The organism is Stutzerimonas nitrititolerans, assembly GCF_003696285.1.
Lineage (GTDB): Bacteria > Pseudomonadota > Gammaproteobacteria > Pseudomonadales > Pseudomonadaceae > Stutzerimonas > Stutzerimonas nitrititolerans.
In genome coordinates this window covers 24,857-50,845 of record NZ_RFFL01000011.1, presented here as the reverse complement: position 1 = coordinate 50,845, position 25,989 = coordinate 24,857, and the positions used below count along the sequence as shown (strand labels likewise).

Sequence of the window (25,989 nt, the reverse complement as noted above, 5' to 3'; positions counted from 1 at the left end):
GACTTTCAGGTTCGATCAGGCCAACCCGTTCGAGGGTCGGCCCGACTCGCGACAATGTACCCGAGCCCACCGGAAAAATCGCCAGCCGATTCCGCCGTCATATCATCGAGCTCGGAGACGATCACGCCGGCCGGCGGCGCCGCCAGAACCACAGCCCCAGCACACCTATTGTCAGCAACAACGGCACCAGCGCGATATTGAGGAATTTCAGGGTGCGTCCCAACGCTTCGATATCGGCATTGAGCTGGTAGCGCACCTCGCGCAGCTCCTTGCGAATCCGCAGCTTCTCCTGCATGTAACCCTGCAGCGCGGCCTGCTGTTCGGCCGTCAGTTCCAGGGCCTGCTCGGGATCGGGGCTCTGCAGTTCGGCCAGCTGCGCCTCGGTCTCGGCCAGACGGCGTTGCAACACCTCCTCCGTCTCGCGGAAGCGATTCTCGGCCTGACGCTGCAGCTCCTCCACCACCACGAACGGGCGGGCGAAACGACCACGCGAGCGCACGCTGATCAGCGCATCGCTACCGGACAGATTGTCCAGCGCGTTGATGACGAAGCTGCCGTTGTCCGCCCACGGCTGCGGGAAGCGCTGGCCGAAGAAATCCTGCACCTGTACCCACATGCGATCGCTCAGCAGGTCCGTGTCGGCCACCACGATGATGTTGATGCTGTCGCTTTCCTTGAGGCCATCCTTGCGGCCTTCGATGCCGTTCGGATACGCCGATTGCGCCGGCCCCTGAATACGCGCCGCCAGCGTGTAGCGCTCGCCGGTAGGCTCCAGGCCTCGCAGCAATTCCTCGGGATTCTGCAGCGCGGCAAAACGCCCCGCCTCGATCGGCATGGCATAACCGGAACTCTGCAACAGCGGCGTGAAGCGCGTGCTGGCGCCCTCCAGCGGCTCGAGCAAGCCGGTGGTGGCCATGGTCAGACTCTCCAGCGAGGCCGTGGTGACGTCTTCGGCATCCAGCGCCTGCTGCGGCAGGCTCAACCAACCGGGATGGCGCACCGCCCTGCGCTCGGGGCCTATGCCCACGGACATCGCGTAGGAAGCATCCGCCACCACCTGATCGGCGGGCATGCGCAGCCCCCAGGCCTTGAACAGCGGCTCCAGCTCCGAGGCCTTTTCCTCGGCAAAACCTCCCGGCCCCATCATCGAGCCCGGATCGGCTTCGCTGAACGGATCGACGAACACCAGCACCTTGCCGCCACGCATCACGAACTGGTCGACCGCATACAGCGTCTGCTCCGGCAACTGCTTGGGATGCACCAGCATCAGCACCGAGACATTGGTCGGAATCATGTCGATATCGTGCTTGAGGCTTTCGATATGGAACAGCTGGCGGATGTCCTCGAGCACCATCCACGGCGGCGTCGCCTGTTGAGTGCGCATGTCGAAGCCGCCATTGATCTGCAGCCCCGACAGCACCCCCACCACCGGCAGCTGTGCCGTCGCCAAACTCTGCACCAGGCGACTGACCTCGTACTCGAGGAACTCCTCCTGATCCAGCGGGAAGAACGGAATGGTCTGGGTATGGCCCTCGGCATTGGTGCCGGCGAGGCCGAAATAGACCTTGTCGCCGCCGCGATCCAGGGGCACCGCCTGCAGGCCGAGCTCTGCGGCACGGTCCTCTTCCTCGGAGAACGGCTGCGGGTCGATCACCTGCAGCTTGAGCTTGCCACCGGCCGCCCGCTCGTAGGCCCGCAGCAGCTCCTCGACCCGCCGCGCATAATTGCGCAGCGCCACCAGGTCCCGAACGGCCCCATCGGAATAGAAGAACTGCAGCTCGATGGGCGACTCCAGCTCCTCGAGAATGCGCTCGGTGCCCTCGGAAATGGTGTAGAGCTTCTGCTCGGTCAGATCCAGCCGGGCATTGGTGAACAGCAGGCCGGAGACGACATTGAAGACCAGGAACGCCAGCGCGATTAGCAGCAGCCCGGCACCCGAATAAATCACTCGTTTCATGTGGGCTCCCTTATGCCGCTTTCTTCAGATCGACGACCACCGCGGTGGCCGCCAGCCAGGCGACGATCAGCGTGACGAAATACAGCAGGTCGCGCAGGTCGATCACACCCTTGCTGAGCGCGTCGAAACGGATCAGGAAACTCAGCGAAGCCACCGCATCCACCAGCCACTGCGGGGCCCAGGCAAAGGCATCGAGCACCATCGGCAGGCCGCTGGCGATGAACAGGAAGCACACGCTGACCGCCAGGATGAAGGCGATCACCTGGTTCTTCGCCAGCGCCGACATGCACGAGCCGATGGCCAGGAAGGCGCCCGCCAGCAGCCAGCTGCCGAAGTAACCGGCGAGAATCGCGCCATTATCCGGCTCGCCCAGGTAGTTGACGGTGATCACCATCGGAAAGGTCAGCACCAAGGCGATTCCGGCGAATACCCAGGCGGCGAGGAACTTGCCCGTTACCGCCTCGAAACGGGTGATCGGCAGCGTCATCAGCAACTCGATGGAGCCGGATTTGCGTTCCTCTGCCCACAACCGCATGGCGATGGCGGGAATCAGGAACAGGTACAGCCAGGTATGGAAGCTGAAGAACGGCACCAGATCCGCCTGGCCGCGCTCGTAGAAGCCACCCAGGTAGAAGGTGAACACCCCCGAGAGCACCAAGAAGATCAGGATGAACACATAGGCCAGCGGCGTGGCGAAGTAACTGCCCAGCTCGCGTTTGAAAATCACCGGCAACTGGCTCATAGCGCCTCCCCGCGAGTCAGGTTACGGAATACCTCATCCAGCCGGCCACGCTCCACGTCCAGCTCCTTCACCACCCAGCCGCGCTGAGCGACCAGCGCATTGACCTGCGGGAAGATCACCTGCCCCGGCTGCGCCAGTACGGTCAGGCTGCTCTCGGCTTGATTGACCTCGACCCCCGCCACGCCCGGCAATGCGGCCAGCGCGACATCGTCCAGCGGCTCGTCGCTGATCAGCGTCACCGCCTGGTGATACTTCGAGCGGCTCTCCAGCTCCAGCGGCGTGCCGTCGGCCACCAGCCGACCGCTGGCGATGATCAACGCACGGGTGCACACCGCCGTGACCTCTTCGAGGATATGCGTGGAGATGATCACGATCTTGTCCTGGGCCAGTCCCTGGATCAGCTCACGCACCTGATGCTTCTGGTTGGGGTCCAGGCCATCGGTGGGCTCATCGAGAATCAGCACCCGAGGATCATGCAGAATCGCCTGCGCCAACCCGACCCGACGCTTGAAGCCCTTGGACAAGGTCTCGATGGACTGCCCCAGCACCTTCTCCAGCTCCACCTGGGCCGCGGCGGTCGCCACGCGCTGCTTCTTCTCCGCGCCGCGATAGCCGCGCACCTCGGCGATGAATTCGAGAAAGCCGCGCACCGTCATATCGCCATAACAGGGCGCGCCCTCGGGCAGATAACCGATCTGCCGCTGGGCTTGCAGCGTCTGGGTCTGGATGTCGCAACCGAAGATGCTCGCCGTACCGGAAGTCGGCGCGAGAAAACCGGTGAGCATCTTCATCGTGGTGGACTTGCCGGCGCCATTGGGGCCGAGAAAGCCCAGCACCTCGCCAGGCTGGACGCTGAATGACAACGCGTCCACGGCCGTGTGCTGGGCAAATCGTTTGGTCAGATTCTTGAGCTCGATCATTGGCCTCTCATCCATGGATCAGCCGACGCGCATGCATGCGCCGCGCACCCGGCCTGCAAAAAATGCCGGCGGCACTATATGAAGAGCCGCGCGGCGATTGCAACGGCCAGGATGAGAAGAGAAATTAACGGAAGATTGCAGGACATGAGCGAATCGCAGTCGCGAACTATCGATCCAGAGGACTCAGCACCGACAGTCCGCCACGATTGAGCACATGGGTATAGATCATCGTGGTTTTCACATCGGAATGTCCGAGCAGTTCCTGGACCGTGCGAATATCCTGCCCACTCTCTAGCAGATGTGTCGCAAAACTGTGCCGCAAGGTATGTGGCGTGGCCGGCTTGACGATACTCGCACCCCTGACCGCACGCTTGAACGCACGTTGAATGCGCTTCTCATCCAGATGATGACGCCGGACCACACCGGACCTGGGGTCGACGGAAAGCCCGGATGCCGGAAAAACATACTGCCAGCCCCACTCTTTCGGCGCTTTCGGATACTTGCGAGCCAACGCGAAAGGAAGCCAGACATCGCCTCGCCCCTGCTCGCGCTCCGAATCATGGATAGCCTTCACCACGGCCAAATGCCGCCGCAGCGGCTGCACCAGACTGCGAGGCAACATGGTGACGCGATCCTTCATGCCCTTGCCGTCGCGGATCAGAATCTCGTGCCGGGAAAAATCCACATCCTTGACGCGCAAACGCAACGCTTCCATCAGTCGCATACCGGTCCCATATAGCAGGCTGCACACTAACCAAGGTTCGCTCTCAAGCTGCGCCAGGGCTGAACGCACTTCTTCAACGGTCAGAACCACGGGCAAACGTTGTGGTTTCTTGGCTCGCACAACGTCGGCGAGCCAGGGCAAATCGATTGACAGTACTTCTTTATAAAGAAACAACAGAGCCGACAATGCCTGGTTCTGCGTGGATGCCGATACATTACGTGCTACAGCGAGCTCAGTAAGAAAGGCCTCGATTTCTTGAGCGCCCATCTCCTGCGGGTGGCGATACTGATGAAAACGAATAAAACGCTTTACCCATTCACAATAGACGCGCTCAGTACGAATGGAGTAGTGTTTGAGCCGAATGCGCTCACGCATCTGATCGAGCAAGCGAGGCTTTCCGTCCATGGTGCATACCCTCCCAAACAGGTCGTCCTGACCCGGAAAGCAGCAGCCTAGACAAGGAATAGGAAAATGACAAGGAAGATTATCCACCAGTCCCGCTCGGGGAGTTATGCACCACTTGGTGTCTATTTATAGTTAGCACCCAGAATGGAGACCTCGTGTTTAGCAAAACTGACATTCGCGAATTAATTATTAAGCTAGGCAGAAGGTGGTTTTTTCCAGACTTCTCCAACAAGATCACTTGGGCGATCATCAGCCTAGGCGCGGGTGTTGTTCTGACTCCAACACCGTTGAAACTAATTCTCTATAACTGGCTAGTTGATACCTTTAATCTGAATTCAGGCAATCATTTTTTGCTTGCAGAGTTAAGCTCTGGCGCTGCTGATTACTGGACTGGCTTTGCCTTAATTACATCTGCCTTTGCTCACAATATTTTCAGCAAATGGCTTCAGCTGAACCATGAAAAACTAAGCAGTGAAGATATAATAGCCATTATAGAGGCGGATAAAGTCTTATATAAAAAATTTATTGAAACGATCCCATCTGGATCACGCTCAATACACTTACTCCAGTCACATGACTTTGGAAATTCATTTAATCTTGAGTCACTAAACGAAATAGATAACTTTGTATCCGAATGGAATTACGCAGAATCAAAATTTCTAAACGAAGAATTAGAAAATCTGCGTGACGCTCTATGGCAAAAAAGCAATGAGTTCAGTTGGTTACTCGCCAAAAAGTCCGCACCAACCGCTGGTGGTCGTCTTCAGAGCGTTGTACCAGATCAACATCGTAACGATTGGAACTGGCCAAAATGGGTGGATGATGATGTAAAAGCCGTAAATTCAATGGCCTCAGAAGTCGTTGAACTTCATCAAAAATTCATTGCCACGGCAAAGCGCGTACTGCGGTGCTAACAACTGGTTCAAACCGCTCGCTGCGCTCACTGGGACGGGCTAAAGCCCGCCCCTTAACCAAACGTTAGGTATCCCAATGAACCAGGCCTCATCTGCAAAACTCCTAATCATACGCTTATTAAAAATAGCCTCTCCGCTATGGCTTCCACTTCTTTCAGCCATAGTCGCAGGGCATATACAAAAGATTTTCGGCCCCCTATCCAGAATAGAAACAAACTGGCTATTTTATATATTCGTAGCACTGCCTGTTATTTTTTCATTTATCTGGGGAAATATTGCAATAACAAAATTTCCGAACCTCAGGACTCTTGACAAATTTCTCGCATGCACCTGCTATTCATTCGTTGCATTTTTTGTACTATTTTTTGCAGGCTGGGGCGCGCTAATGCACTTACATATTTGAGCCTATCCTAACAACTGGTTCAAGTCGTTCGCTTCGCTCACTCGGGACCGGCTAAAGCCGGCCCCTTAACCAAAGGTTAGGGCAAAGCCAAAAATCGAAATCATACTTATGATCGAAAAAATTGGATTAATACTGATTGGCGTAATAATTAGCGGAATTGGCTACCTGATTAAGCGAAGAATCGAGAGTAAGCCTCAAATCGAATCCCTCGACAAGCATAAGAAACTGCTTGATATACACAAGCAAATGAATGAACAAGGCATAGATATTGAAGGGCTCCGGGAACTAGAGGCAAAGCTAACCGGAAAAGCCGCAGCTATTCAGAGCAAAGCAATAATTTTGCAATCAGAGTCAATACCGCTTATAGGCGAAATTCAGTCGGAAGACCTGACGCAGACAGAGTTAAACTCCCGAGCAGCGCAGAGTTTTGAAAAGGCAAAGATTAAAATGCAGGAAGCACTTGCCGGAATAGACAGCCGAGTGGGCGATTTTGAAAGTCAATCACTTATGCATAGTCAGACAGAGTGGGAGCGCTACAGTGTAAGCCAGGCTGAAGCTGCAGCTGCTAGCTACCGAGATGGCAGTATTTATCCCCTGATATATTTCTCAGAGCTAGAGTCGTTAACCAATGAAAGAACTGCACGACTACAAGCCGAACTTGATGAGCTTATTAGGCTTGGCAACTAATGCCCTAACAAGTGGTTCAAGTCGCTCGCTTCGCTCACTGCGGGACCGGCTAAAGCCGGCCCCTTAACCAAACGTTATATTTAGTCTTGGCACATCAATACAGGAAGAAAAATGGACAGGGAAGAAATCAAGCAGATAATTTCCGAGCTACATAAAGAAAATTTACCCTCGGCCGTTTATCGACAAAAACTTCAAGAGCTTTTTAAGTTTCGCTCTATGCTTGAGTTTGACCATCCTTGGCTTCCAGAAGTTAACAATACTATAACCAACTGCCAGAATTTCTTAAAAATTAAAATCCATGAAGAACAGACATCCATACCCGCACTAATAAAAAGAAGTTTAATTACAGAAACCCTTAAGTTTATGGTCCCATTCATCCTTGGGTTCGCGGTTGCATTTTACGGAATCCCAAATTTCACAAAAGAGAACGCATCAACGAGCGTAGAAAAACGGCCTGAAACAACATCGCAGTCCCAGTAAAAATATAACAACTGGTTCAAACCGTTCGCTTCGCTCACTGGGACGGGCTAAAGCCCGCCCCTTAACCAAACGTTATGTTTCATTAGGAGAGTTCTGTGCATAAGCAAGCATATGATGCAAACGGAAGTCACATCGGAACATTTGATGGTGAGTTCCTTTACAACATGTCTGGAAAAATAGCGCTACGCGTAGATGGCGATGAAGTCTATACGACAGAAATCCCAAACAAATACATTGGAGTGTACGAAAATAACGAAGCCAGAAAATTAGATGGCTCGCTATTATTTTGCGCAGAAGAATAGGCCACCAACCGCCAAGGAATTCCATGACAGTCATAACCAAGAAAGACGAAAAAATCGCTGCCACGGCTGCAGCATTGGGAGAAAATTTCTCGCCAGATGAATTCGTTGAAAAATTCAAAGAATTGCACCCAAAAGACTGGGAGAAAATCGAGAGAAACTTCCGCAAGCATGAGCGAGACACCAAGCCTGGGAAAAGCCACCCCATGCCAGAGCCTGTTCAATACATTAAAAATGCTCTTAACGTTTGGGCGGGCAAACGTAAATGAAACATAACAAGTCGCTCAACACCGCTCACTTCGTTCGCTGGACTCGCAAAAGCTGCGCTTTTGCTCGCCTGTTAGCTTAATCGTTATGTACTCATCTGGCACTGGAGCAGCCTTTGAAAATCTATTACGTCGACGCTGAAAACATCGGCCTCAGCATGCTGGATGAACTAACGATTTCCATCCTCGATAGAGTTTTCGTTTTCACAAATTCAGAAAACCTAAAATCTGCCTGCAGTAACGCCTTATTAACCTGCGTAAGTGGCTATCCATCGGGGCAAAATCAAGCAGATTTCTACATAATCGCTCATCTATCTAACGTCTTATCTCATCTCTCAAAAGCTGAGAAAAAAGCAATAGAATTCAACCTTTGCTCCAGAGACCAAAATCTTTGGAAGGCTTTTGAATTTCAATGCTCACTTGCAGGCGTAAAATCTAGCGCACCACATATCGCTATAGAAACAGAGAGCAACAATGCTGTGGTCGCAATTGACACATCCATTGAGGCAAAAATTCTCAAGCTAATGTCTCAACCAATCACATCAATTGAGATACAAAATAAACTCAAGATTCCGCAGCCCGAATTCACCACTTCGTTCAATCAGCTTATAAAATCTGGCAAGGTCAAGCGCCAGGAAAACTCAAAAAAGCATTGGCTACGAGTTAAGAGCACGTAACAACTGGTTCAAATCGTTCGCTTCGCTCACTGGGACGGGCTAAAGCCCGCCCCTTAACCAAACGTTAGGCGAAAAGAAACCGGACATGACAAATGGATCATAACATCTACAAAACTCCGGCCTCAGACCTAGGCGAGCAACCTGAAAGCAGCCTCCTCAGCAAAAAGAAAAGAATTTTTATTGTTATATTGTGCTACTTACTGTCCAGCATAGGGCTATTGACTCTTGTCAGCGGGCTTATTTCCGCCATGATTAACTTTGACGGATCCCTGCTAACTACTCTACCTTTCGTTATAATTGCCCCAATGTGGATGCACATAAAAATGAGTCGTGCCTGGATTGAAGACTTGAGGCTAGGAAAAAAAATCCCAATCATCGGCACCGCATTATCACTCACTCCACTTTGTATACTCGCAGCCGAAGATCTTCTGTCAACCGGGTACAGTCATGGCATTACTGTAGTCGTGGGCTCTGGTGTTTTCGCCATGTTGTTTTTCTCGCCAATGATTTTATTGGCTATTTATCTATGCATATTCCACTCAAGCACAAATTCCATTAAAACAAATAACCTACGCTCAATAATGGATTCCCAAAGGAATAATCAATGAAGCGCATACAGGCAAATAACGAATAAAAGCTAGGTATCGCGTCGCACCAGCGTCCTACGGCTGCTTTACGAACCGCCGCCTAACAAGCGGTTCAAATCGTTCGCTTCGCTCACTGGGACGGGCTAAAGCCCGCCCCTTAACCAAACGTTAGCCGCATCATCAATCGATAGGAATTAACAATGAATCCACAAGAGTCAGGGCTTAGCGCAATCGAGCTTTTCTCATTAATTTCGTCCATTGCATCTTTAATATTGGCAATCGGTGCAATTTGGCTTTCCATAGTATTCTTTAAAATGTCAGATGCCGCATCTAAAGCAACAACAGAAGCAGCAAAAGGCATCGGCGCGAGTGTTGAGAGGCTTGAAAAGCTCTTTGACAAATTATATTCAGACACATTCTCAATGATGCGCGACACAGTATCTGACATGCGAAAGCACATTTGGAACAATCCAAACGAGGAAAAACCAGAAATTAGTCAATCTATAAAGAGCGAAATTTCAAGACAAGTTTCCAAGGTTCTTGAAGAGGAAGGTCTAAATAATTCTCCAAAGAAACAAGAAGTGTCTGAAAAGCTGGAAAGCGTTTTAGAGGACATTTTCAAACAGGCAAAGCAGAGAAAACAAACAGTAAAATCTGAAAAGTTGCTGGCTACAATTAAAGAGCATCAACCCGTAACAATGTCTAAACTTGCTAAGATACTGGGCATGGAAGAAGAGGATGTGGCAATTCCAAATATGTTTAGCCTTAGAGGGGCAGGGAAAATAACATGGGATGGGCCATCCCACTCCCTGTCTTCTGACTCTGTAATAACGCTCAAAGTCGAATCCAGTGAAGGCTAACAAGTCAATGCAGCCGACCCGCTAAAGCGGGCGGCTGATTTCCAACGTTAGGCACAATTCAATCAAAGCACGCATTACGCTTGGGGCAGAAATGGAAGTCAGAAAATCCTCTAGATTATTTATCGTGGATAGCGAAGGACGGTAATCCACCCATTTTTAGTACTCACCAGAAGTAGAGGTCAGGCCGCGAGGGCCAACTTCTGTTTGGGGGTGATGCCTCCCAGGGCCATATTTGGTCGCTCATGATTGTATGTCCAGATCCATCGTGTGGCGTGTTCTTGCACCTCAGCGATGGACTCGAACAGGTAATGCCCCAGCCAGTCATAACGTACCGTGCGGTTGTAGCGTTCGACGTAGGCATTCTGCTGGGGATTGCCGGGCTGGATATGTTCTAGGCGGATGCCATGCTTCTCTGCCCACAGCACAAGCTTGCTGCTGATGTATTCCGGGCCGTTGTCACTGCGAATCGACCGGGGTTTGCCACGCCATTCGATCACCTGATCCAGCGCACGCACCACCCGCTCTGCTGGCAGTGATAGGTCTATATCCATGGCCAGGGCTTCGCGGTTGAAGTCGTCGATCAGGTTAAACAGGCGGAAGCTGCGACCGTCTGCCAGTTGGTCATGCATGAAGTCCATCGACCAACAGTGATTGATCGCCTCCGGCACAGCCAGAGACTCGGGCTTCTCACGCACGATGCGTTTGCGCGGCTTGATTCGCAGGTTCAGCTCCAGCTCGCGATAAATCCGGTACACCCGCTTGTGATTCCAGCGGTGGCCTTTCACGTTGCGCAAATACAGGAAGCACAGGCCGAAACCCCAGTTGCGCTGGTTGTGCGTAAGCCGGATCAGGTGGTCGGCGATCTCGGCATTTTCCGAGGACAACCGTGGCTGGTAGCGATAGCAGGTGACGCTAACCCCGAAGGCCTGGCATGCCAGCTTGATGCTAGCTCGACCAGAGCGAACTGCACGCTGCGCCATCTCTCGCCGCCGAGATGGCTTCACCACTTTTTTGCCATCGCTTCCTGGATGATCTCGGCCTTCAGGCGCTCTTCGGCGTACATCTTCTTGAGGCGACGGTTCTCATCCTCCAGTTCGCGTAGCCGGGCCATCAATGAAGCGTCCATGCCACCGAACTTGGCGCGCCACTTGTAGAAGGTTGCCGAACTGATGCCATGCTCGCGGCAAAGCTCAGGGACTGGGCTGCCGGCTTCGGCCTGCTTGAGGATAGCGATGATCTGGCTGTCCGAAAAACGCGATGTCTTCACGCAAAATTTCCTTGATCCGATTAGGAGAAAATTCTACTTCTGACGAGTACTGATTTCAGGGTGGATTACCGGACGTCTTTTGTTATTTTTATACAAGGACGAGCATCAAGCACCATTCTGGGCAACCGCTGGCGGCGAGCTTAAGTCGGGAGAAAGCTACACCGATGCAGCCGCACGGGAGCTATACGAGGAAACCGGGCTTACTCTGAAAATTGGAAATCTCTTGAAAGAGCGAGATGAAGTATATGCCGTAGCACGTTCAACACCTGCGCGCTGGCTAGAAAAATACTATTTAGTAAAGTGCCCACCAAATTCAAATATATTCGCCGCAGAATGGACCGACGAAGAAAAATTCACTATTCAAAAGTGGAAATGGTGGAGTCTTAAAGAAATGCAAAATGAGAATTCAACCATATTCAAACCCGAGTGGATTCCTGAGCTGTTAAGCGCCGTATTGAGTCAGCACCACCATTGCGCCTAACAAATGGTTCAAAACGCTCGCTTCGCTCACTGGGACGAGCTAAAGCCCGCCCCTTAACCAAACGTTAGAGTACAAGATGGCATACGAAGACTCGGATCCAGAAAGAAGAAACTTGATGCTAACCTCATTAGCATTTATCGCCTTTTCTCTTGCAGGCGGGGAATTTCGTGAAAACGTCGTCCAGCTGCAAGTTATCAATGCTCACTTCACAAAGCCGAATATCTTGGCGGTAATGGCCTGGATGATGCTTTTTTGGTTCATATATAGATACTGGCAAAAGCATAGCGGGAACTTCACCAAAGAATTCAAAAGCGAATTCGCAGAATGGCAACATAAAGAGTACATAAGAAATTATTTCAATATAAAACTCGATGGAAAAACTATTACAGACAAAGACGAAGGCCACCATATAAACGATATAGAGTGGACAACAAAAGGCATAGTAATTTCGTACTTCTACGGCTCTGATTTAAAGCGAGGGAAAGACCGAAGAATTGGTTCCTACTCTTCTCGCGGCGGGAACAGCAGCGACGGCAAGACGACAATAAACGACTTTAAAGGCTGGCTGGTTGGATTCAGAGCAACGGTAGAGTGCATTATTGAGAAACCAAGTTTCTCTAATTATGTAGTGCCGTATATTTTAGCCATCATAGCAATAGCAAGCACATCACTGCGGAATGTCCTCTAACAATTGGTTCAAGTCGTTCGCTCCGCTCACTCGGGACCGGCTAAAGCCGGCCCCTTAACCAAACGTTAGGTCTCACATGAAGAACCCTGAGTGGACGTCCAAAGGCAAGACAATAGCCGGCCTGGTTAAGGAACTACTCTCGTTTGAGGATCAAGAGATGGAGGTAAGGGTATCGCTGGATGGTGGTGACACTTCATTGCCCATTTCCTTAGTAGGTAAGTCCAATGGCAAGTATGTCGTGCTCCAGAACTGCCAAGATATTCCAACCCCAATCAGGCATCGTGATGAAACCTAACAAGTCGCTGAAATCGCTCACTTCATTCGCTGGGACGACGTACCGCGCCCCTTAGCTTAATCGTTATATGACATGGAGACACCGAGTGGAGCCGCTATTTCTAACGGGCAAACGGACCCTACTGTATCCACAAACAGCAAGAAGAGTTGAGCTTCTCGATAACGCAATTTTTGAAAAAATCCAAAAGTGGCGGATGTTTCCGGCGCGTTGGGAGTTAGAAACAGAAGACTTTCATGGCAAAAAAATATCCTATAGAGGCATAAAATATACCGGATCTCCTGAAATGGTGTTCTGGTGCTATTTTCAGCCTTTCTTTGATCATGAAATACCAAAAGTACTAGCTGAAATAGAAAAAGAATGCTCAAACAAAAATCTTCCTCCTGAAGAATTTTTGAAAGAGGCTGCTGATCTTTTAAAAGTCATGGTCAGTCGCTTATGGAAAGAGATTGCAAAAACGCATCAGATTTTAAAAGGCAATGGCTTTCCTAAAGTTGAAGATTTGCGTGATATGTCAGGAACAATCAGCGCTGCAAAAGAAAAAATTGATGCCGAGGTAGCAGCCCTTCTCCTTAGAGGCACACCGGCACTTCACGAAAATAATCCATCACCAGAAGACATTCTAGAAATAAAACCTAACGTAATGGGTATTGGCATTAATTTTAATGCTTTCGTTCGCTGGGCAATACGCAAGTGGAAAGGCATATAACAACTGATTCAATTTGCTCGCTCCGCTCGCTAGGACGAGCTAAAGCCCGCCCTTTAGCTTAACTTCGGAAATTCCTATCCGATTGGCTTTACCCGCAATACCGCGTCGCCAATTAGCACTCTAGTTACTGGCATTATCGAAAGGAGCCGCTTTATGCCGGGCAACGGCACAAATAACTTACCGCTCTCACCTTCCAGCTTGGCTGGCATCAGCTTTTTCTTTTCTGATTTTGTCGATCCAATCATTTCTATGCGCCAAAAAGCCGGTACTTTATAGCCCTAAAAAATCAAGGACGCGGGTGTATCTCGCACAGACAAGGACGCGCATGAAAAGACTTCAGAAATGGGTGCAGGGTCACGGAGTGGGTCGGCAGCTATAGCTACTTTAAATCACGTTGAGCGAATTGCTGACGGCGGCGCTGTATATAACGTAGACAATCTTCGTGCAAACACCCCTCGAAATCACATAGATATTCACCGGAAATAGTCCATGAAAAAGCGCCTTTCTGACTACACCGAAGCGCAATTCATTCAATTTCTTCAAGAGATTCGTGCTGCGAACAAGAGCGCATCTGACGAAGTGCTGGGTGAACTGCTTGAGCAATTCAGGCTGCTAACAGAGCACCCTGACGGCACTGACTTGATATATTACCCGGAAGCTGGTGCAGACAATTCAAACGAAGGCATCACTGAAACTGTAAAGAAGTGGCGCGAAGCAAATGGTCTTCCAAGCTTCAAGTCTCATTTCTAAGCAGTTGGAGCATGCAAATCTTCCTGCGTTACAGCGACTACCGCATTGGACCAGACAGGCCTAACAACTGTTCAAATCGCTCACTGGGACGAGCTAAAGCCCGCCCCTTAACCAAAATTAGGTGCTAGGTGTAAATTTGAAAGCAATATATTTTGTGTTTTTCTTCATTTCAGCAACAGCCTTTGCCATTGAGGAAAGTGATGATCCTTGCAATGCCCAAGGAGGAGGTGTTACAGCAGGCTATATGTGCGTGGCACAAAAAAGCAAACTCGCTGACGAGCAGTTGAATGCAGAATACAAAAAAGCTATAAAAAGAACCGAAGAGGAAGAAACTGCATTACGTCAGAACTGGCCGCACACCGAACTCGTTAGCTTATTTCGCTCATCTCAAAGGGCTTGGCTTAAATTTAGAGATTCCGAGTGTGAGTTCATAGGAGTATCGTCCACCCCATCTCCTTGGCAGGGCGTCCAAGTAGAAGAGTGCAAACTAAGAATGACTATTGAACGAATAAAGTATTTTAAAGGTATCCACTCAGGCTAACGCACCCAACAACTGGTTCAACAGGTTCAAATCGCTCGCTTCGCTCACTGGGACGGGCTAAAGCCGCCCCTTAACCAAACGTTAGGCCAACTTATCGTCCCACCTCAACTCTTGGCTTCCACATACCGACCAAAGTTATCCAAGATTGCCTGCCAACCCTGGCGCTGGAGTTCAGGTGGGTTTTCGGTCTCGGCGTCGAAACTGACGGTCACGAGAATGCCGTCGGAGTGCTCGGCAAACTCGATCTTGGCTTCACGGCCGTCGCTCATCCGGTATTCGATGAGCCTCTTCGGTACGACGCGGGTGTAGGTGCCTTCGAAGTCGAATCCCGCGCTGCCGTCCTTCGCTTCCATGCGTGACATGAAGGCACCGCCTTCGCGCAGATCGACGGTGCTGCTGGTCGTGTGCCAGTCATCCTGAGCCGCATTCCATTGCTTGATGTCCGCGGGATTGCTGTAGGCGTCCCAGACCTTGCCCAGATCGGCCTTTACGTGAGTTTCCACGGTGATTTTCATGGTGCTCTCCTTTGGATTGCAGTTGCCCTGCCCTATGGTCGAACAGGGAAGTAGAAAATCGACACGGTAGTTGTCACGGCGGATATGCAATCCTCGATACCGGTAGCGAACGGCAGGTGACCTGCCCGCTTCTCAGTCCGCATATTAAGGATCATCGATGGCATTCGTGGCAGGCCTTATCGCAACACTGTTCCTGGCGGGTTATTTGCGTGGGCGCCGTGTTAAAGCGCTGGTGGCGATTACCGGCGCCGGGCTGGTTTTGCCGGTGTTGGTGGCGTTCACCTCCTTCGTTTACCCGGCGGACCCGGAAGCACGCATGTGGGCGGCGATTGCCGTTCCGGTCTCATACCTGTGGGGGTTGACCGCGGCGGGTGTGGGCTATGGTGCAGCGGTGCTGGTACAGATTGGCCGGCGCGATATCTGATACCCCGAGGCGTGTACCCGACCTGAGCTTGCAAAAGGAGCCCCCAATGCGCAGCGATGAGATCAAGGCGATATTCGATCAACAGGCTTCGAGCTACGATGAGCGCTGGGCCAAGACGGCGTCCATTCGCGAGGCCTTGCACTTCCTCCTCGAAGCGGTGTTTGCCGAGCTTCCGGCCAATGCACGGCTACTGTGTGTCGGTGCGGGTACGGGTGAGGAGATCGCCTATCTGGCACAACGCTTTCCGCAGTGGACCTTCACGGCGGTGGAGCCGTCCGCTGCCATGCTGGATGTGTGCCGCGACAAGGCGATTAAGGGAGGCTTTGCGGTGCGCTGCGAGTTTCACGAGGGTTATCTGGAGTCACTGCCAGAGCAGGCGCCATTCGCTGCAGCGACCTGCTTCCTGGTTTCCCAGTTCATTCTGGAGCCGGAGGCTCGCACCGCGTTTTTCCGGACCATCGCGACGAGGCTTGGTCCGGGGGCGATATTGGCGAGTTCCGATCTGGCAGCGGATGTGGATTCGACCGCGTACGACGCCCTCCTCCATACCTGGATGAACATGATGCGGGTGGCGGATATCCCTGCCGCGGGCGTCGAGCAGATGCGTGCGGCCTATGCCAAGGACGTTGCGATTCTTCCTGCCGAGCGAATAGCTGCCATCATCGAGGCCGGCGGCTTCGATGAGCCCGTTCCCTTCTACCAGGCGGGGTTGATCCATGCCTGGTTCGCTAAGCACGCATCAGGCGAGGCGCCATGAGCCGGCCATGGGTCCTGCCCTTCCTGATCGCCGCGCTTGCAGGCGCGGCCATCTGGGCGTTGTCGCCCTTGCTCACAGGCCGGGCTGAACCCTGGGACGCAGGCCTGTACTACAGCGGCGCGCTGTTGGCAGCAGGGTTGCTCTCGGGCGTCACGGTGCCGAAGCCGCTCTGGGCGCACTATCTGGGTGGCCTAGTCGGGCAGGCGCTGTACCTGCTGCTGTTCTTGCCGCCCAGCCCCTTGATGGCGGTAGGCCTAGTGTTCCTGTTGGTGTGGTCACTGCTGTTGCTGGTCGGTGCCTGTGCTGGTGCTCGCATTCGGACACGCTGAAGGCCTTACCCCTCGCCGCTGCTCGTATAGCCAGCACATATCGCGCGAAGCTGAACCAGTGTTTTCAAGACCGACAACACGACGCAACGGAGGATAGCCGATGACCCCAGCCGATCTGGCCAGCATCTATCGACAGTACATTGCCTGCCTGAATACCAGGGATTGGTCGAACCTGGGGCGCTTCGTGCATGACGAGGTGAGTCATAACGGCAAACGAATCGGCCTGGCCGGTTATCGCCAAATGCTGGAGAACGACTACGCCAGCATTCCCGATCTGCACTTCAACATCGAATTGCTGGTTGCCGAGCCGCCTTATGTCGCGAGCCGGCTGCAATTCAACTGTTCGCCAAAAGCCCGGTTTCTGGAGCTGGACGTCGACGGGCAGAAGGTTTCGTTCGCGGAGAACGTCTTCTATGCGTTCAAGGACGGACGGATCGTCGAGGTCCGCTCTGTCATCGACAAGGCCGCCATCGAGGCGCAGCTGTCGACTCGGCCCGAGGGCACTTGATCCTTCGCCGGCACACCTTGGCTCGAGTCGGTGGGAAGTGGATACCTGCGGTGGAAAACGCTGCGCGGTTTTCCACCCTACGCACACCGAGCATCAGAGTTTTTGCTCGCTGCCTGCGCTTGCGGCACACTTGCCGCCTTCGAGGGCCCTGCCCCTTTTTAGCCGAATCTTCGTATGACCCGCTCCCCGATCCGTCGTCTGCTCTTCTCCATCGTGCGCCGCGTCCTGTATTTCTGGGTTCGCTCGGAAACCATCAGTCAGTCCGCCTTCAACCTCAAGCTGGACCGTAGCAAGCCGGTGTTCTACGTGCTGCAGCGTGCCTCGCTGAGCGACCTGGCGGTACTCGACCACGAGTGCGGCAAGACCGGCCTGCCGCGTCCGGTGGCCGAGGTTGCCGTGGGCAACCATATCGAGCCAGCGGCGTTCATCTTCCTCAACCCTGCTGCGAGCTGGTTCGGCCGCCGCACCCGGGTAGTACCGCCGGCTGCGCTGGTGCGACTGGTCGGCGCGCTGGAGCAGAATGCCGTGGACAACGCGCAGATCGTCCCGGTGAGCGTGTTCTGGGGCCAGTCGCCAGATCGCGAGACGAGTCCCTGGAAGCTGCTGTTCGCCGACAGCTGGGCAGTGACCGGGCGGCTGCGCAAGCTGCTGAGCATTCTGATCCTCGGGCGCAAGACCCGCGTGCAGTTCTCCGCGCCCATCCAGCTCAGCGAGCTGGTGGCGCAGAACAAGGGGCACGAACGCACGTTGCGCATGGCCCATCGCATGCTGCGGGTGCATTTCCGCAACCAGAAAACCGCAGTGATCGGCCCCGACCTGTCGCACCGGCGCAACCTGGTCAAAGGCCTGGTGCATGCACCGCAGGTGCGCCAGGCGATCCGCGAGGAAGCCGAACGGGAGAACATCTCCATCGAAAAAGCCGAGGCCAAGGCCTTGCGCTACGGCAACGAGATTGCCTCGGACTACGCCTACACCGCGGTGCGTTTTCTCGAGGTGGTGCTGTCCTGGTTCTGGAACAAGATCTACGACGGCATTCGGGTCAACCACATCGAGCAGATCCAGGACTCGGTGCAGGGCCACGAAGTGATCTACGTGCCCTGCCATCGCAGCCATATCGACTACCTGCTGCTGTCCTACCTGTTGTTCCGCAACGGCCTGACGCCGCCGCACATCGCCGCCGGCATCAATCTCAACATGCCGGTGATCGGCAGCCTGCTGCGCCGTGGCGGGGCCTTCTTCATGCGCCGCTCGTTCAAGGGCAACCCGCTGTACACCTCGGTATTCAACGAATACCTGCACACGCTGTTCAGCCGTGGCTTCCCGGTGGAGTACTTCGTCGAAGGCGGCCGCTCGCGCACCGGGCGCATGTTGCAGCCCAAGACCGGCATGCTGGCGATCACGCTGCGCAGCTACCTGCGTTCGCCGCGGCTGCCGATCCTCTTCGTGCCGGTGTACATCGGCTACGAGCGCGTACTGGAAGGCCGTACCTACCTGGGCGAGTTGCGCGGCGCGCAGAAGAAGAAGGAATCGATCTTCGACATCTTCAAGGTCATCGGCGCGCTCAAGCAGCGCTTCGGCCAGGTCTGGGTGAATTTCGGCGAACCGCTCAGGCTCAATGAGTTTCTCGATGGGGAACAACCCGGCTGGCGCCAGCAGAACCTGGCACCGAGCTACCGCCCGGAATGGCTCAGCGACACCACCAATCGCCTCGCCGAGCGCATCGCCCAGAAGCTCAACGAAGCGGCGGCGGTCAACCCGGTCAACCTGGTGGCGCTGGCCATGCTGTCCACCAGCCGTCAGGCGCTGGACCAGCGTTCTCTGGCACGCATCCTCGATCTCTACCAGAGCCTGTTGCGCGCCGTGCCCTACTCGCCCCATACCACGCTGCCGGAGGGCAACGGCGAGGCGCTGATCGATTACGTGAAGGCCCTCGGACTGCTGGCCGAGCAGAAGGACGCGCTGGGCAACATCCTCTATCTGGACGAGCAGAACGCCGTCCTGATGACCTATTACCGCAACAACGTGATGCACATCTTCGCTCTGCCGGCGCTGCTGGCGAGCTTCTTCCAGAGCAGCTCGCGGATCAGCCGCGAGCAGATCCTGCGCTTCACCCTGGCGCTGTATCCCTACCTGCGGGCCGAGCTGTTCATGCGTTGGGAGCCGGTACAACTGGAGACGGTGATCGACCAGTGGCTGGCGGCCTTCGTCGAACAGGGCCTGCTCAAGCTCGATGGCGAGACCTATGTGCGTCCGGCGCCCAGCTCGCGGCAGTTCGTGCTGCTGACGCTGCTGGCGCGGGTCATCGTGCAGACGCTACAGCGCTTCTACATGGCGATCTCGCTGCTGCTCAACAGCGGCCAGCACAGCCTCACTGCCGAGGAGCTGGAAACGCTGTGCACGGTGATGGCCCAGCGGCTGTCGATCCTGCATGGCCTGAACGCGCCGGAGTTCTTCGACAAGAGCCTATTCCGCCATTTCATCAAGAGCCTGCAGGACGAAGGCGTGCTGCATCAGGACGAAGCCGGCAAGCTCGGCCACCACGACAAGCTCGGCGAACTGGCAGAAGGCGTGGCCAAGCGCGTGCTGCCGGCCGAGATTCGCCTGTCGATCCGTCAGGTGGCGCTGGAGCGGCATGAGGAGGAAACGCCGGTCGAGCCGCCGGAGGGCGATCAGCCGCGCTGATCAGGCGCCAGCAGACCGCCATCGATAGCGGCCAGGCTCTTCACACCACAGAGCGCCATGGCCACCGCCAGTTCGCACTGCAGGCTGGCCAGCAGTTGCGCGACGGCTGCCTCACCGCCGGCGGCCAAAGCCCAGGCCCAAGGGCGGCCGATCATCACGCCCTGCGCGCCCAGGGCGAGTGCCTTGAGGATGTCCACACCGCTGCGAATGCCGCCATCGAGCAGGATCGGCAGGCGCCCGTCGAGCGCCTCGGCCACCGCCGGCAACTGGCGAATGGTGGAAGACACGCCGTCCAGCTGGCGCCCGCCGTGGTTGGAGAGGACGATGCCGTCGGCGCCGCAATCGAGCGCCTGCAGGGCGTCGTCCGGCTCCAGAATGCCCTTGAGCACCAGCTTGCCCGGCCATTGCTGGCGCAGCCAGCGGATATCGTCCCAGGTCACGCAGGGGTCGAATTGCGCATCCAGCCAGGCCTTGAAGGCGCGCAGGTCGTTGGGGTCGGCGACCTGGTCGGTGAGGCTGCCGAAATGGTGTGGCTTGCCACGAATGCCCACGTCCAGCAGCCAGCCCGGTCGCCGCGCCAGCTGGCTGGCCTTGGCGAGCTTGCCGCGCCAGCCGGGGTCGAGCATGCCGTTGCGGATATCGCGCCGGCGAATCCCCGCGACCGGCAGATCCACGGTGAACAACAGGGTGTCGCAGCCGTTGGCCAGCGCCTGTTGCAGCAGGCCCTGCACCGCTTCGCGGTCGCGCAGCATGTAGAGCTGGAACCAGGCATTCTTCCCGCTTGCCGCCTGCACCTCGGCCAGCGAGCAGATGCCCACGGTGGACAGGCTGAACGGCACGCCGGCCGCAGCGGCCGCCCGCGCGGCCTGGGCCTCGCCACGGCGCGCGTAGAGCCCGGCCATGCCCAGCGGCGCCAGCGCCAGGGGCATGCTCGCCGCCTGACCGATCAGCTCGCAGCGGGTATCGGGATTTTCCACGTCGCAAAGCACCCGCTGACGCAGGTGCACGCGCTGGAAGTCCCGGCAGTTGGCGGCCAGGGTGTGTTCGTCGCCCGCGCCGCCGTCGATGTAGTCGAACAGGAAACGCGGCAAGCGGCGCTCGGCCAGGCGCCGGTAGTCGTCGCAGCTGGCGGCCAGGCAATGCGTGGCACGGCTCATGACGTCGCCCTCCTCAACCGGTCACCCGCCGCCACAGCGCCCGGCCCACCACCCGTACCTTGTCGCGCGGCATGAAGCGCTTGAGGGTGGCCTTGACCACGCCTTCGGTGAAGCGCGTGCGCTTGCTGTAGTCGATGCGCACATCCACCAGTACCGGCCTGCCCTCGCCGGCCAGCGCCATGGCACGGGCGACGCCTTCGACGCACTGATCACTGCTCTCGATGGCGACGAAGGCGGCGCCGGTGGCCTCGGCCAGCGCGGCGAGGTTGAGCGGCTGCAGCACGGTGCAGGTCTTGCGGTTGTAGGGGATTTCCTGGGCCTGGGCGATCTGCGACAACTCGCCGTCGTTGAACACGAACAGCGCCACGCCCAGCCCCAGGCTGCTGGCAGTGACCAGTTCCAGCCCGGTCATGCGCAACGCACCGTCACCCACCACGCCCACCACCTGGCGACCGGGGTTGGCCAGCTTGGCGCCGATCATTCCCGGCACGCAGTAGCCCATGGCGTTGAAATCGCTGGGCGAGATGAAACCGCGCGGACCGTGGATGGGCATGAGCTCGGCCAGCAGGAAGGTGTGGTTGCCATCATCGGCTACCACGATGGCCTCGTCGTTCAACTGCTCGCGCAGGGCCTGGCAGAACGCCGCCGGGTTCACCCGCCCACGGCTGTCGTGCTGCAGCCATTCCTTCAGATAAGCGGCCTTGTCGGCAGCGATGCGCGCCGGCAGCGGGCTGACCGGCGCCTCGCTGCGCAGTGCCCGGACCTCGGCCAGCAACGCCGGAATCAGCTGCTCGGCGGCCCCGGCCAGGGCGACTCGCGTGGGGTAGTTGGCGTCGAACACCTGCGGGTTGATGTCCAGGTGAATCAGATTCTCGGGCACCGGCATGCTGTAGCTGCCGGTGGGGATTTCCGCGAAGCGCGTGCCCACCGCCAGCAGGCAGTCGCAATCGCCGAAGGCATTGGCGGCAGCCGGCACCGCGTAGTCGCCGAAGCCCATGCCCACATGCAGCGGATGCGTGGCGGGAAAGGCGCTGAGGCCCTGCAGGGTGGTGCAGACCGGCGCGCCTAGCAGTTCGGCCAACTGGATCAGTTCCGCCTGCGCCCCCACCGCGCCCCAGCCGAGGAACAGGCCGGGCTGGCGTGCCTCGACCAGCAACCGCGCGGCTTCGCGCAGCTGCGCCGGATCATGACTGGCCGCCAGCGGATCGGCGACGAAGGGCGGCATTTCCGCCACTTCGCCGAGGAAATTGCCGATGTTGTAGGGCAGCTCGACGAACACCGGCCCCGGCTCGCCGCCGGTGGCAATGCGGTAGGCCTGGTACAGCGTGGGGATGACTTCGGCATGGCTGAGAATGCGGAACGTAGCCTTGGTGATGGGTGCCAGCAGGGCATGCTGGTCGATATCGTGCAACTGGTAGCGACGACCGCTTTCGCTGTGGATGCCGCCGGAAATGATCAGCATGGGAATGCCGTCCAGCCCTGCCTCGCCAATGCCACTGGCCGCGTGGGTCACGCCTGCTGCCGGAACGATTACCAGGGTGCCGATGCTCGATCCGGTGCGGCTGAAGGCATCGGCCATGAAGGCCGCGCCGCATTCGTGGGTCACCAGCACCGGCTGGATGCTGTCCGAAGCGTTCAGCTCGTCGTACAGCTCGGTGTTGTGTACCCCGGGGATACCGAAGGTGTGGCTGACACCCAATTGTTCCAGGGCGAAACGTGCCAGTGCGGCGCCGGTTTTCTTCATGGTGGTGCTCCTTGTTCTTGTAAGTCGTATGGATCGTTCGCGTGGGAGCCATCACCCCCCGCAAATGTTGATCGTGCCCATGCTCCTGCGTGGGCATGCCCGGCCAGGGCATCTTCGAGCGGTTCCCACGCTGGAGCATGGGAACCATCACCCCACAATTGTTTATCGTGCCCACGCTCCTGCGTGGGCACATCTGGCGAGGGGATCTCCGAGCGTGTTCCCACGCAGAATCATGGGAACCGTCGTCTGCCATCGGTCATCATCACCCACCACCGGCGATGGCCTGCGCGGCGCGGCGGCCATTGAGGATGCAGTTGGAGAGGAAGGTGCCTTCCAGCGAGCGAATACCGCTGATGCCGCCGCCACCGAAGCCCGCCGCCTCCCCTGCCGCATACAGACCGGAAACCGGTTCGCCCTGGGCATCCAGCACCCGCGAATGCAGGTCGGTGAGCATGCCGCCCATGCTCTTGCGGCTGATCAGACGGGTGCGAATGGCGATCAGCGGGCCGCCACCGGTATCCATGATCGGCTGCACGCGGCAGGTCCGCAGCCGGTCGCCACGCCATTGCCGCAGCTGCTGCAGGCGGCGCAGCTGTTCGTCGTTGTACAGCGCCGGGCCGCGGCGGATGCCGGCGTCGTAGTGCTGCACCGTGGCCACCAGCAGGTTCGGGTCGAGACGGCCATCGCCGGCCAGGGCGGCCATCTTGCCAGCCAGCTGCGGCAGGTTCTCGGCGGCCAGCACGTCGGGGCAGCGCTCGATCAGCCAGCGCACCAGCTCGCGGTTGCCGGTGACCAGTTGCCACAGCAGCCGCAGCAGCTTGCGATCGCGAAAATGCGGATTGCTGTCGGTGCCGGAAATGGCTATTTCCTTGATCGCGATGCGCCAGTTCAGCAACTGCCAGCCGTACTGGCCGGGCAACTGACCGATGCGCTTGCACTGGTCGTGGGTATCGAAGCCTCCTACTAGAGGCTGCGGGCCGATGCGCCGGCCTGTGGCGTCGAGCCAGAGCGCCGAGCGCGAGGGAATCAGGCTCAGGCCATGCTGCGGATACTGCGGTTCGGGATGGGCGATGCCGGCGGCGTAGTTCCACATTCGCCCGAGCTTGACCACCTGCCCACCCGCAGCCTGCACCTGGGCGTGCAGCTCGCCGTCGGCGCGCGGATCGGTGCCGTTGAGGATGTTCTCGGGGAAGGGCCCGTAGAGCGGGTCCCAGTGCTGACGCACCTTGGCCAGGTCGCCGTTGATGCCGCCGCTGCACACCACCACGTGCTCGGTCTCGATACGGAAGTCGCCCTCGGGGCCGCGCCCATGGCAGCCCACCACGGCGCCGTTGCGTGTTTCCAGCCCCAGCACCCGATGTTCGAACAGGCAACTCAGCCTGTCGTGCTCGAACATCTGCCGAGTCAGCGTCTGAGCGATCCCGCGCCCGCAGCCCCAGGCCACGTGGTAGCGCGGCAGCGAGTTGCCATCGCCGAAATTGCCGCGCTCAACCCATTGCACCGCCGGGAAGAAGCTCACGCCGCGCTGGCGCAGCCAGTCGTAGATATCCGCCTTGTTGCGCTCGGCATAGTGCTCGGCCCAGCGCCGTCCCCAATGATCGTCGGGCTCGAAGGCGGCCACGCGCAGCCAGTCTTCGAGCAACAGCTGCGGCGAATCCTGCACCTTATTGCGCCGCTGCTCGGGCGTGCCGCACAGCAGCATGCCGCCGAAGGCATCGTTGGCCTGGCCACCGCAGTGACTGCGCGGCGCGGCATCGAGCAGCAACACCTCGCGGCCCTGGTCGAGCAGTTCCAGCGCGGTGCTGATCCCTGCCAGCCCGGCACCGATCACCAGGGTTTCACAACGATGAAGCGCAGCACTCATAGGGCCTCCTGGCAAACGCAGCAACAGCCTTGAGACTAGGCCGGCCGACGCGACTTGGCCTGACATTTCACGAAGACCAGGTTGACATATTGCGAATACGCGGCAGATTACGACGTGCTGATACGGCCAAACTGCTGCTCCCTCATACGGAATGAGAGGAAGGCGTCGCGCCCGGTGCAGCGCTCCCAAGCAGGAGCATGGGAGTGATCGAATAACGTTTAGCCCGATGGTGCCCACGCTCCTGCGTGGGCACCCGGAAGGTCGAAGCTGGGCGTTCCGGCACAGCGAGCCGAAGCATGATCGATCGAGTATCAGAACTCGCCGAGGAATTTGCATGACCCAGATCGCCCGCAGCGCCGTGTTCATCGGCTTCGACAGCCTCTGTCGCCGCCATGGCCTCAACCCCCACGAGTTGCTGCGCCGCTGCGAGCTGGACCCGCTGGTGCTGCGCCGTCCCGATCTCTACGTGCCCTACGCGCGCTTTGCCCAGGCGCTCAACCTGGCCGCCGCCGAAGGCCCCGCGCCGAGCTTCGGCCTGCAGCTGAGCGAATACCACGACTACCTGGTATTCGGCCCGTTCGGCCTGCTGTTGGCCCAGGCGGACAGCTTCGCCGAGGTGCTCAAGCTCACCCAGCAATACGTGCACCTGCATGCCCAGGGCATCTCGCTGCATCTGCAAACGCAAGGCGAGCAGCTGCGAGTCGAATACCGCCTGCAGTTGCAGGAGCCGGTGGATCTGCGTCAGCTGCGCGAGCTGGGCCTTGGTGTTACCCAGCGCACCATGGCCGGACTGTTTGCGGCTGAATGGCAACCGCGCCGGTTACTGATCAGCCACGCGGCGCTGGGCGAACCGCATGAATATGCGCGGCTGTTCTCCTGCCCGGTGCTGTTCGAGCAGCCTTGCAGCGGCTTCGTCACCGACGCCGACATCTTCACTCTGCGTCCGGTGGAACAGCGCAGCCAGCTCAAATCGCACCTGATCGAACAGTTTCGCCACAACTCGCAGCTACCGACGGACCACGTCGAGCGCACGCGCTATATCCTGCAATCGATCCTTTCCACCGGCGAGGCCCGACTGGAGGTGGTCGCCAGCCTGCTCGGCCAGCATCCGCGCAGCCTGCAACTGGCGCTGCAACGCCAGGGTCACAGCTTTCGCAGCCTGCTCGACGACGTTCGCTACGACGAGGCGCGCCAGCAGTTGCGGCTTTCCGCGCAATCCATCACCGATCTGGCGCTGCACCTGGGTTACGCCGACGAGACGGCCTTTTCCCGCGCCTTCAAGCGCTGGAGCGGGATGGCACCGCAACAATGGCGCAAGGCGCATTTCGATGTCACATAGCGCGCCCGAGAGACCTGCTAA

The 25,989-nt window shown here is 56.9% G+C and carries 30 protein-coding genes; 21 read left to right on the top strand and 9 right to left on the bottom strand.

Annotated elements, in window-relative coordinates; translation table 11 throughout:
* Nucleotides 1-121 precede the first annotated feature (121 nt).
* From EA795_RS14365 to EA795_RS14350, 4 genes are all read right to left on the bottom strand, one after another.
* Complete coding sequence (locus EA795_RS14365; protein ID WP_122078046.1) at nt 122-1,957, bottom strand: GldG family protein; 1,836 nt, start codon at nt 1,955-1,957, stop codon at nt 122-124.
* Nucleotides 1,958-1,967: 10 nt separating this feature from the next.
* Entirely contained in the window at nt 1,968-2,699 is a 732-nt protein-coding gene (locus EA795_RS14360; protein WP_122078045.1) for an ABC transporter permease subunit, read from the bottom strand.
* Nucleotides 2,696-3,619, bottom strand: a complete 924-nt coding sequence (locus tag EA795_RS14355) for an ABC transporter ATP-binding protein (RefSeq protein ID WP_058078147.1) — start codon at nt 3,617-3,619, stop codon at nt 2,696-2,698. Before EA795_RS14355 ends, EA795_RS14360 begins: the two co-directional genes overlap by 4 nt.
* Nucleotides 3,620-3,785: 166 nt before the next feature.
* On the bottom strand, nt 3,786-4,748 hold the full coding sequence (locus EA795_RS14350) for an integron integrase (protein ID WP_122078043.1): 963 nt from the start codon (nt 4,746-4,748) through the stop codon (nt 3,786-3,788).
* Between the two features lie 155 nt (nt 4,749-4,903).
* Here EA795_RS14350 and EA795_RS20960 point away from each other — a divergent pair, with 155 nt between their 5' ends.
* From EA795_RS20960 to EA795_RS20935, 8 genes are all read left to right on the top strand, one after another.
* Nucleotides 4,904-5,662: a hypothetical protein gene (locus tag EA795_RS20960; protein WP_147456313.1), complete on the top strand. Its 759-nt coding sequence runs from the start codon at nt 4,904-4,906 to the stop codon at nt 5,660-5,662.
* Between the two features lie 511 nt (nt 5,663-6,173).
* Entirely contained in the window at nt 6,174-6,752 is a 579-nt protein-coding gene (locus EA795_RS14345; RefSeq protein ID WP_122078041.1) for a lysozyme inhibitor LprI family protein, read from the top strand.
* 111 nt (nt 6,753-6,863) lie between these two features.
* Nucleotides 6,864-7,232: a hypothetical protein gene (locus EA795_RS20955; RefSeq protein WP_147456312.1), complete on the top strand. Its 369-nt coding sequence runs from the start codon at nt 6,864-6,866 to the stop codon at nt 7,230-7,232.
* Between the two features lie 95 nt (nt 7,233-7,327).
* On the top strand, nt 7,328-7,534 hold the full coding sequence (locus EA795_RS20950) for a hypothetical protein (RefSeq protein ID WP_147456311.1): 207 nt from the start codon (nt 7,328-7,330) through the stop codon (nt 7,532-7,534).
* A gap of 23 nt (nt 7,535-7,557) precedes the next feature.
* Nucleotides 7,558-7,800 (top strand): hypothetical protein, encoded by a 243-nt coding sequence (locus tag EA795_RS14340; RefSeq protein ID WP_122078040.1) that lies wholly within the window; start codon nt 7,558-7,560, stop codon nt 7,798-7,800.
* A 113-nt stretch (nt 7,801-7,913) separates the two neighbouring features.
* Nucleotides 7,914-8,474: a hypothetical protein gene (locus tag EA795_RS20945; protein ID WP_147456310.1), complete on the top strand. Its 561-nt coding sequence runs from the start codon at nt 7,914-7,916 to the stop codon at nt 8,472-8,474.
* 92 nt (nt 8,475-8,566) lie between these two features.
* Nucleotides 8,567-9,082: a hypothetical protein gene (locus tag EA795_RS20940; protein ID WP_147456309.1), complete on the top strand. Its 516-nt coding sequence runs from the start codon at nt 8,567-8,569 to the stop codon at nt 9,080-9,082.
* A gap of 179 nt (nt 9,083-9,261) precedes the next feature.
* Nucleotides 9,262-9,921: a hypothetical protein gene (locus EA795_RS20935; RefSeq protein WP_147456308.1), complete on the top strand. Its 660-nt coding sequence runs from the start codon at nt 9,262-9,264 to the stop codon at nt 9,919-9,921.
* Between the two features lie 179 nt (nt 9,922-10,100).
* Here EA795_RS20935 and EA795_RS14335 read toward each other — a convergent pair.
* Nucleotides 10,101-11,188 (bottom strand): IS3 family transposase gene (locus tag EA795_RS14335; protein ID WP_085988588.1). Its coding sequence is split into 2 segments (ribosomal slippage): nt 10,101-10,936 and nt 10,936-11,188, totalling 1,089 coding nucleotides; the frame shifts between segments, so codons are not numbered across the junction.
* Nucleotides 11,189-11,267: 79 nt separating this feature from the next.
* On the opposite strand from EA795_RS14335, the gene EA795_RS14330 reads away from it, so the two are divergent.
* From EA795_RS14330 to EA795_RS14305, 7 genes are all read left to right on the top strand, one after another.
* Nucleotides 11,268-11,669 carry an NUDIX domain-containing protein gene (locus EA795_RS14330; RefSeq protein ID WP_240645025.1) on the top strand — a complete coding sequence of 134 codons (402 nt, stop codon included), beginning with the start codon at nt 11,268-11,270 and terminating at the stop codon, nt 11,667-11,669.
* Nucleotides 11,670-11,745: 76 nt separating this feature from the next.
* Nucleotides 11,746-12,357, top strand: coding sequence for a hypothetical protein (locus tag EA795_RS14325; protein WP_147456307.1), 612 nt, complete (start codon nt 11,746-11,748; stop codon nt 12,355-12,357).
* Between the two features lie 380 nt (nt 12,358-12,737).
* Entirely contained in the window at nt 12,738-13,358 is a 621-nt protein-coding gene (locus tag EA795_RS20930) for a hypothetical protein (protein ID WP_147456306.1), read from the top strand.
* A gap of 153 nt (nt 13,359-13,511) precedes the next feature.
* Nucleotides 13,512-13,634: a hypothetical protein gene (locus tag EA795_RS21515; RefSeq protein ID WP_276310935.1), complete on the top strand. Its 123-nt coding sequence runs from the start codon at nt 13,512-13,514 to the stop codon at nt 13,632-13,634.
* Nucleotides 13,635-13,700: 66 nt separating this feature from the next.
* Complete coding sequence (locus EA795_RS21425; protein WP_349771816.1) at nt 13,701-13,844, top strand: hypothetical protein; 144 nt, start codon at nt 13,701-13,703, stop codon at nt 13,842-13,844.
* A 3-nt stretch (nt 13,845-13,847) separates the two neighbouring features.
* Nucleotides 13,848-14,108 carry a bacteriocin immunity protein gene (locus EA795_RS14310; RefSeq protein ID WP_122078032.1) on the top strand — a complete coding sequence of 87 codons (261 nt, stop codon included), beginning with the start codon at nt 13,848-13,850 and terminating at the stop codon, nt 14,106-14,108.
* 136 nt (nt 14,109-14,244) lie between these two features.
* Nucleotides 14,245-14,649 carry a lysozyme inhibitor LprI family protein gene (locus EA795_RS14305; protein WP_240645024.1) on the top strand — a complete coding sequence of 135 codons (405 nt, stop codon included), beginning with the start codon at nt 14,245-14,247 and terminating at the stop codon, nt 14,647-14,649.
* A 104-nt stretch (nt 14,650-14,753) separates the two neighbouring features.
* Here the strand turns inward: EA795_RS14305 and EA795_RS14300 are convergent, their stop codons facing one another.
* Nucleotides 14,754-15,164, bottom strand: coding sequence for an SRPBCC family protein (locus EA795_RS14300; RefSeq protein ID WP_122078028.1), 411 nt, complete (start codon nt 15,162-15,164; stop codon nt 14,754-14,756).
* 157 nt (nt 15,165-15,321) lie between these two features.
* Between EA795_RS14300 and EA795_RS14295 the strand changes: the two genes are divergently transcribed.
* The 5 genes from EA795_RS14295 (at nt 15,322) to plsB (ending at nt 19,864) form a co-directional block, all read left to right on the top strand.
* A complete protein-coding gene (locus EA795_RS14295; protein WP_122078027.1) occupies nt 15,322-15,588 on the top strand; it encodes a hypothetical protein in 267 nt (88 codons plus the stop codon).
* Nucleotides 15,589-15,634: 46 nt separating this feature from the next.
* The gene (locus EA795_RS14290) at nt 15,635-16,345 is read left to right on the top strand and encodes a class I SAM-dependent methyltransferase (protein ID WP_122078025.1); all 711 of its coding nucleotides are present in this window, start codon (nt 15,635-15,637) and stop codon (nt 16,343-16,345) included.
* Nucleotides 16,342-16,674, top strand: a complete 333-nt coding sequence (locus EA795_RS14285) for a hypothetical protein (protein WP_122078024.1) — start codon at nt 16,342-16,344, stop codon at nt 16,672-16,674. The genes EA795_RS14290 and EA795_RS14285 overlap by 4 nt, the downstream gene beginning before the upstream one ends.
* A 100-nt stretch (nt 16,675-16,774) precedes the next feature.
* The gene (locus EA795_RS14280; protein ID WP_122078022.1) at nt 16,775-17,182 is read left to right on the top strand and encodes an ester cyclase; all 408 of its coding nucleotides are present in this window, start codon (nt 16,775-16,777) and stop codon (nt 17,180-17,182) included.
* A gap of 174 nt (nt 17,183-17,356) precedes the next feature.
* Nucleotides 17,357-19,864 carry a glycerol-3-phosphate 1-O-acyltransferase PlsB gene (gene plsB / locus EA795_RS14275; RefSeq protein ID WP_122078020.1) on the top strand — a complete coding sequence of 836 codons (2,508 nt, stop codon included), beginning with the start codon at nt 17,357-17,359 and terminating at the stop codon, nt 19,862-19,864.
* Here plsB and EA795_RS14270 read toward each other — a convergent pair.
* The 3 genes from EA795_RS14270 to EA795_RS14260 form a co-directional block, all read right to left on the bottom strand.
* Nucleotides 19,852-21,021, bottom strand: coding sequence for an L-lactate dehydrogenase (locus tag EA795_RS14270; protein ID WP_122078019.1), 1,170 nt, complete (start codon nt 21,019-21,021; stop codon nt 19,852-19,854). The genes plsB and EA795_RS14270 overlap by 13 nt on opposite strands.
* 13 nt (nt 21,022-21,034) lie before the next feature.
* Nucleotides 21,035-22,765 carry a thiamine pyrophosphate-binding protein gene (locus tag EA795_RS14265; protein WP_122078017.1) on the bottom strand — a complete coding sequence of 577 codons (1,731 nt, stop codon included), beginning with the start codon at nt 22,763-22,765 and terminating at the stop codon, nt 21,035-21,037.
* 262 nt (nt 22,766-23,027) lie between these two features.
* Nucleotides 23,028-24,629 carry an FAD-dependent oxidoreductase gene (locus EA795_RS14260; RefSeq protein WP_122078015.1) on the bottom strand — a complete coding sequence of 534 codons (1,602 nt, stop codon included), beginning with the start codon at nt 24,627-24,629 and terminating at the stop codon, nt 23,028-23,030.
* A gap of 334 nt (nt 24,630-24,963) precedes the next feature.
* On the opposite strand from EA795_RS14260, the gene EA795_RS14255 reads away from it, so the two are divergent.
* Nucleotides 24,964-25,968, top strand: coding sequence for an AraC family transcriptional regulator (locus EA795_RS14255; RefSeq protein ID WP_058077381.1), 1,005 nt, complete (start codon nt 24,964-24,966; stop codon nt 25,966-25,968).
* Nucleotides 25,969-25,989 lie beyond the last annotated feature (21 nt).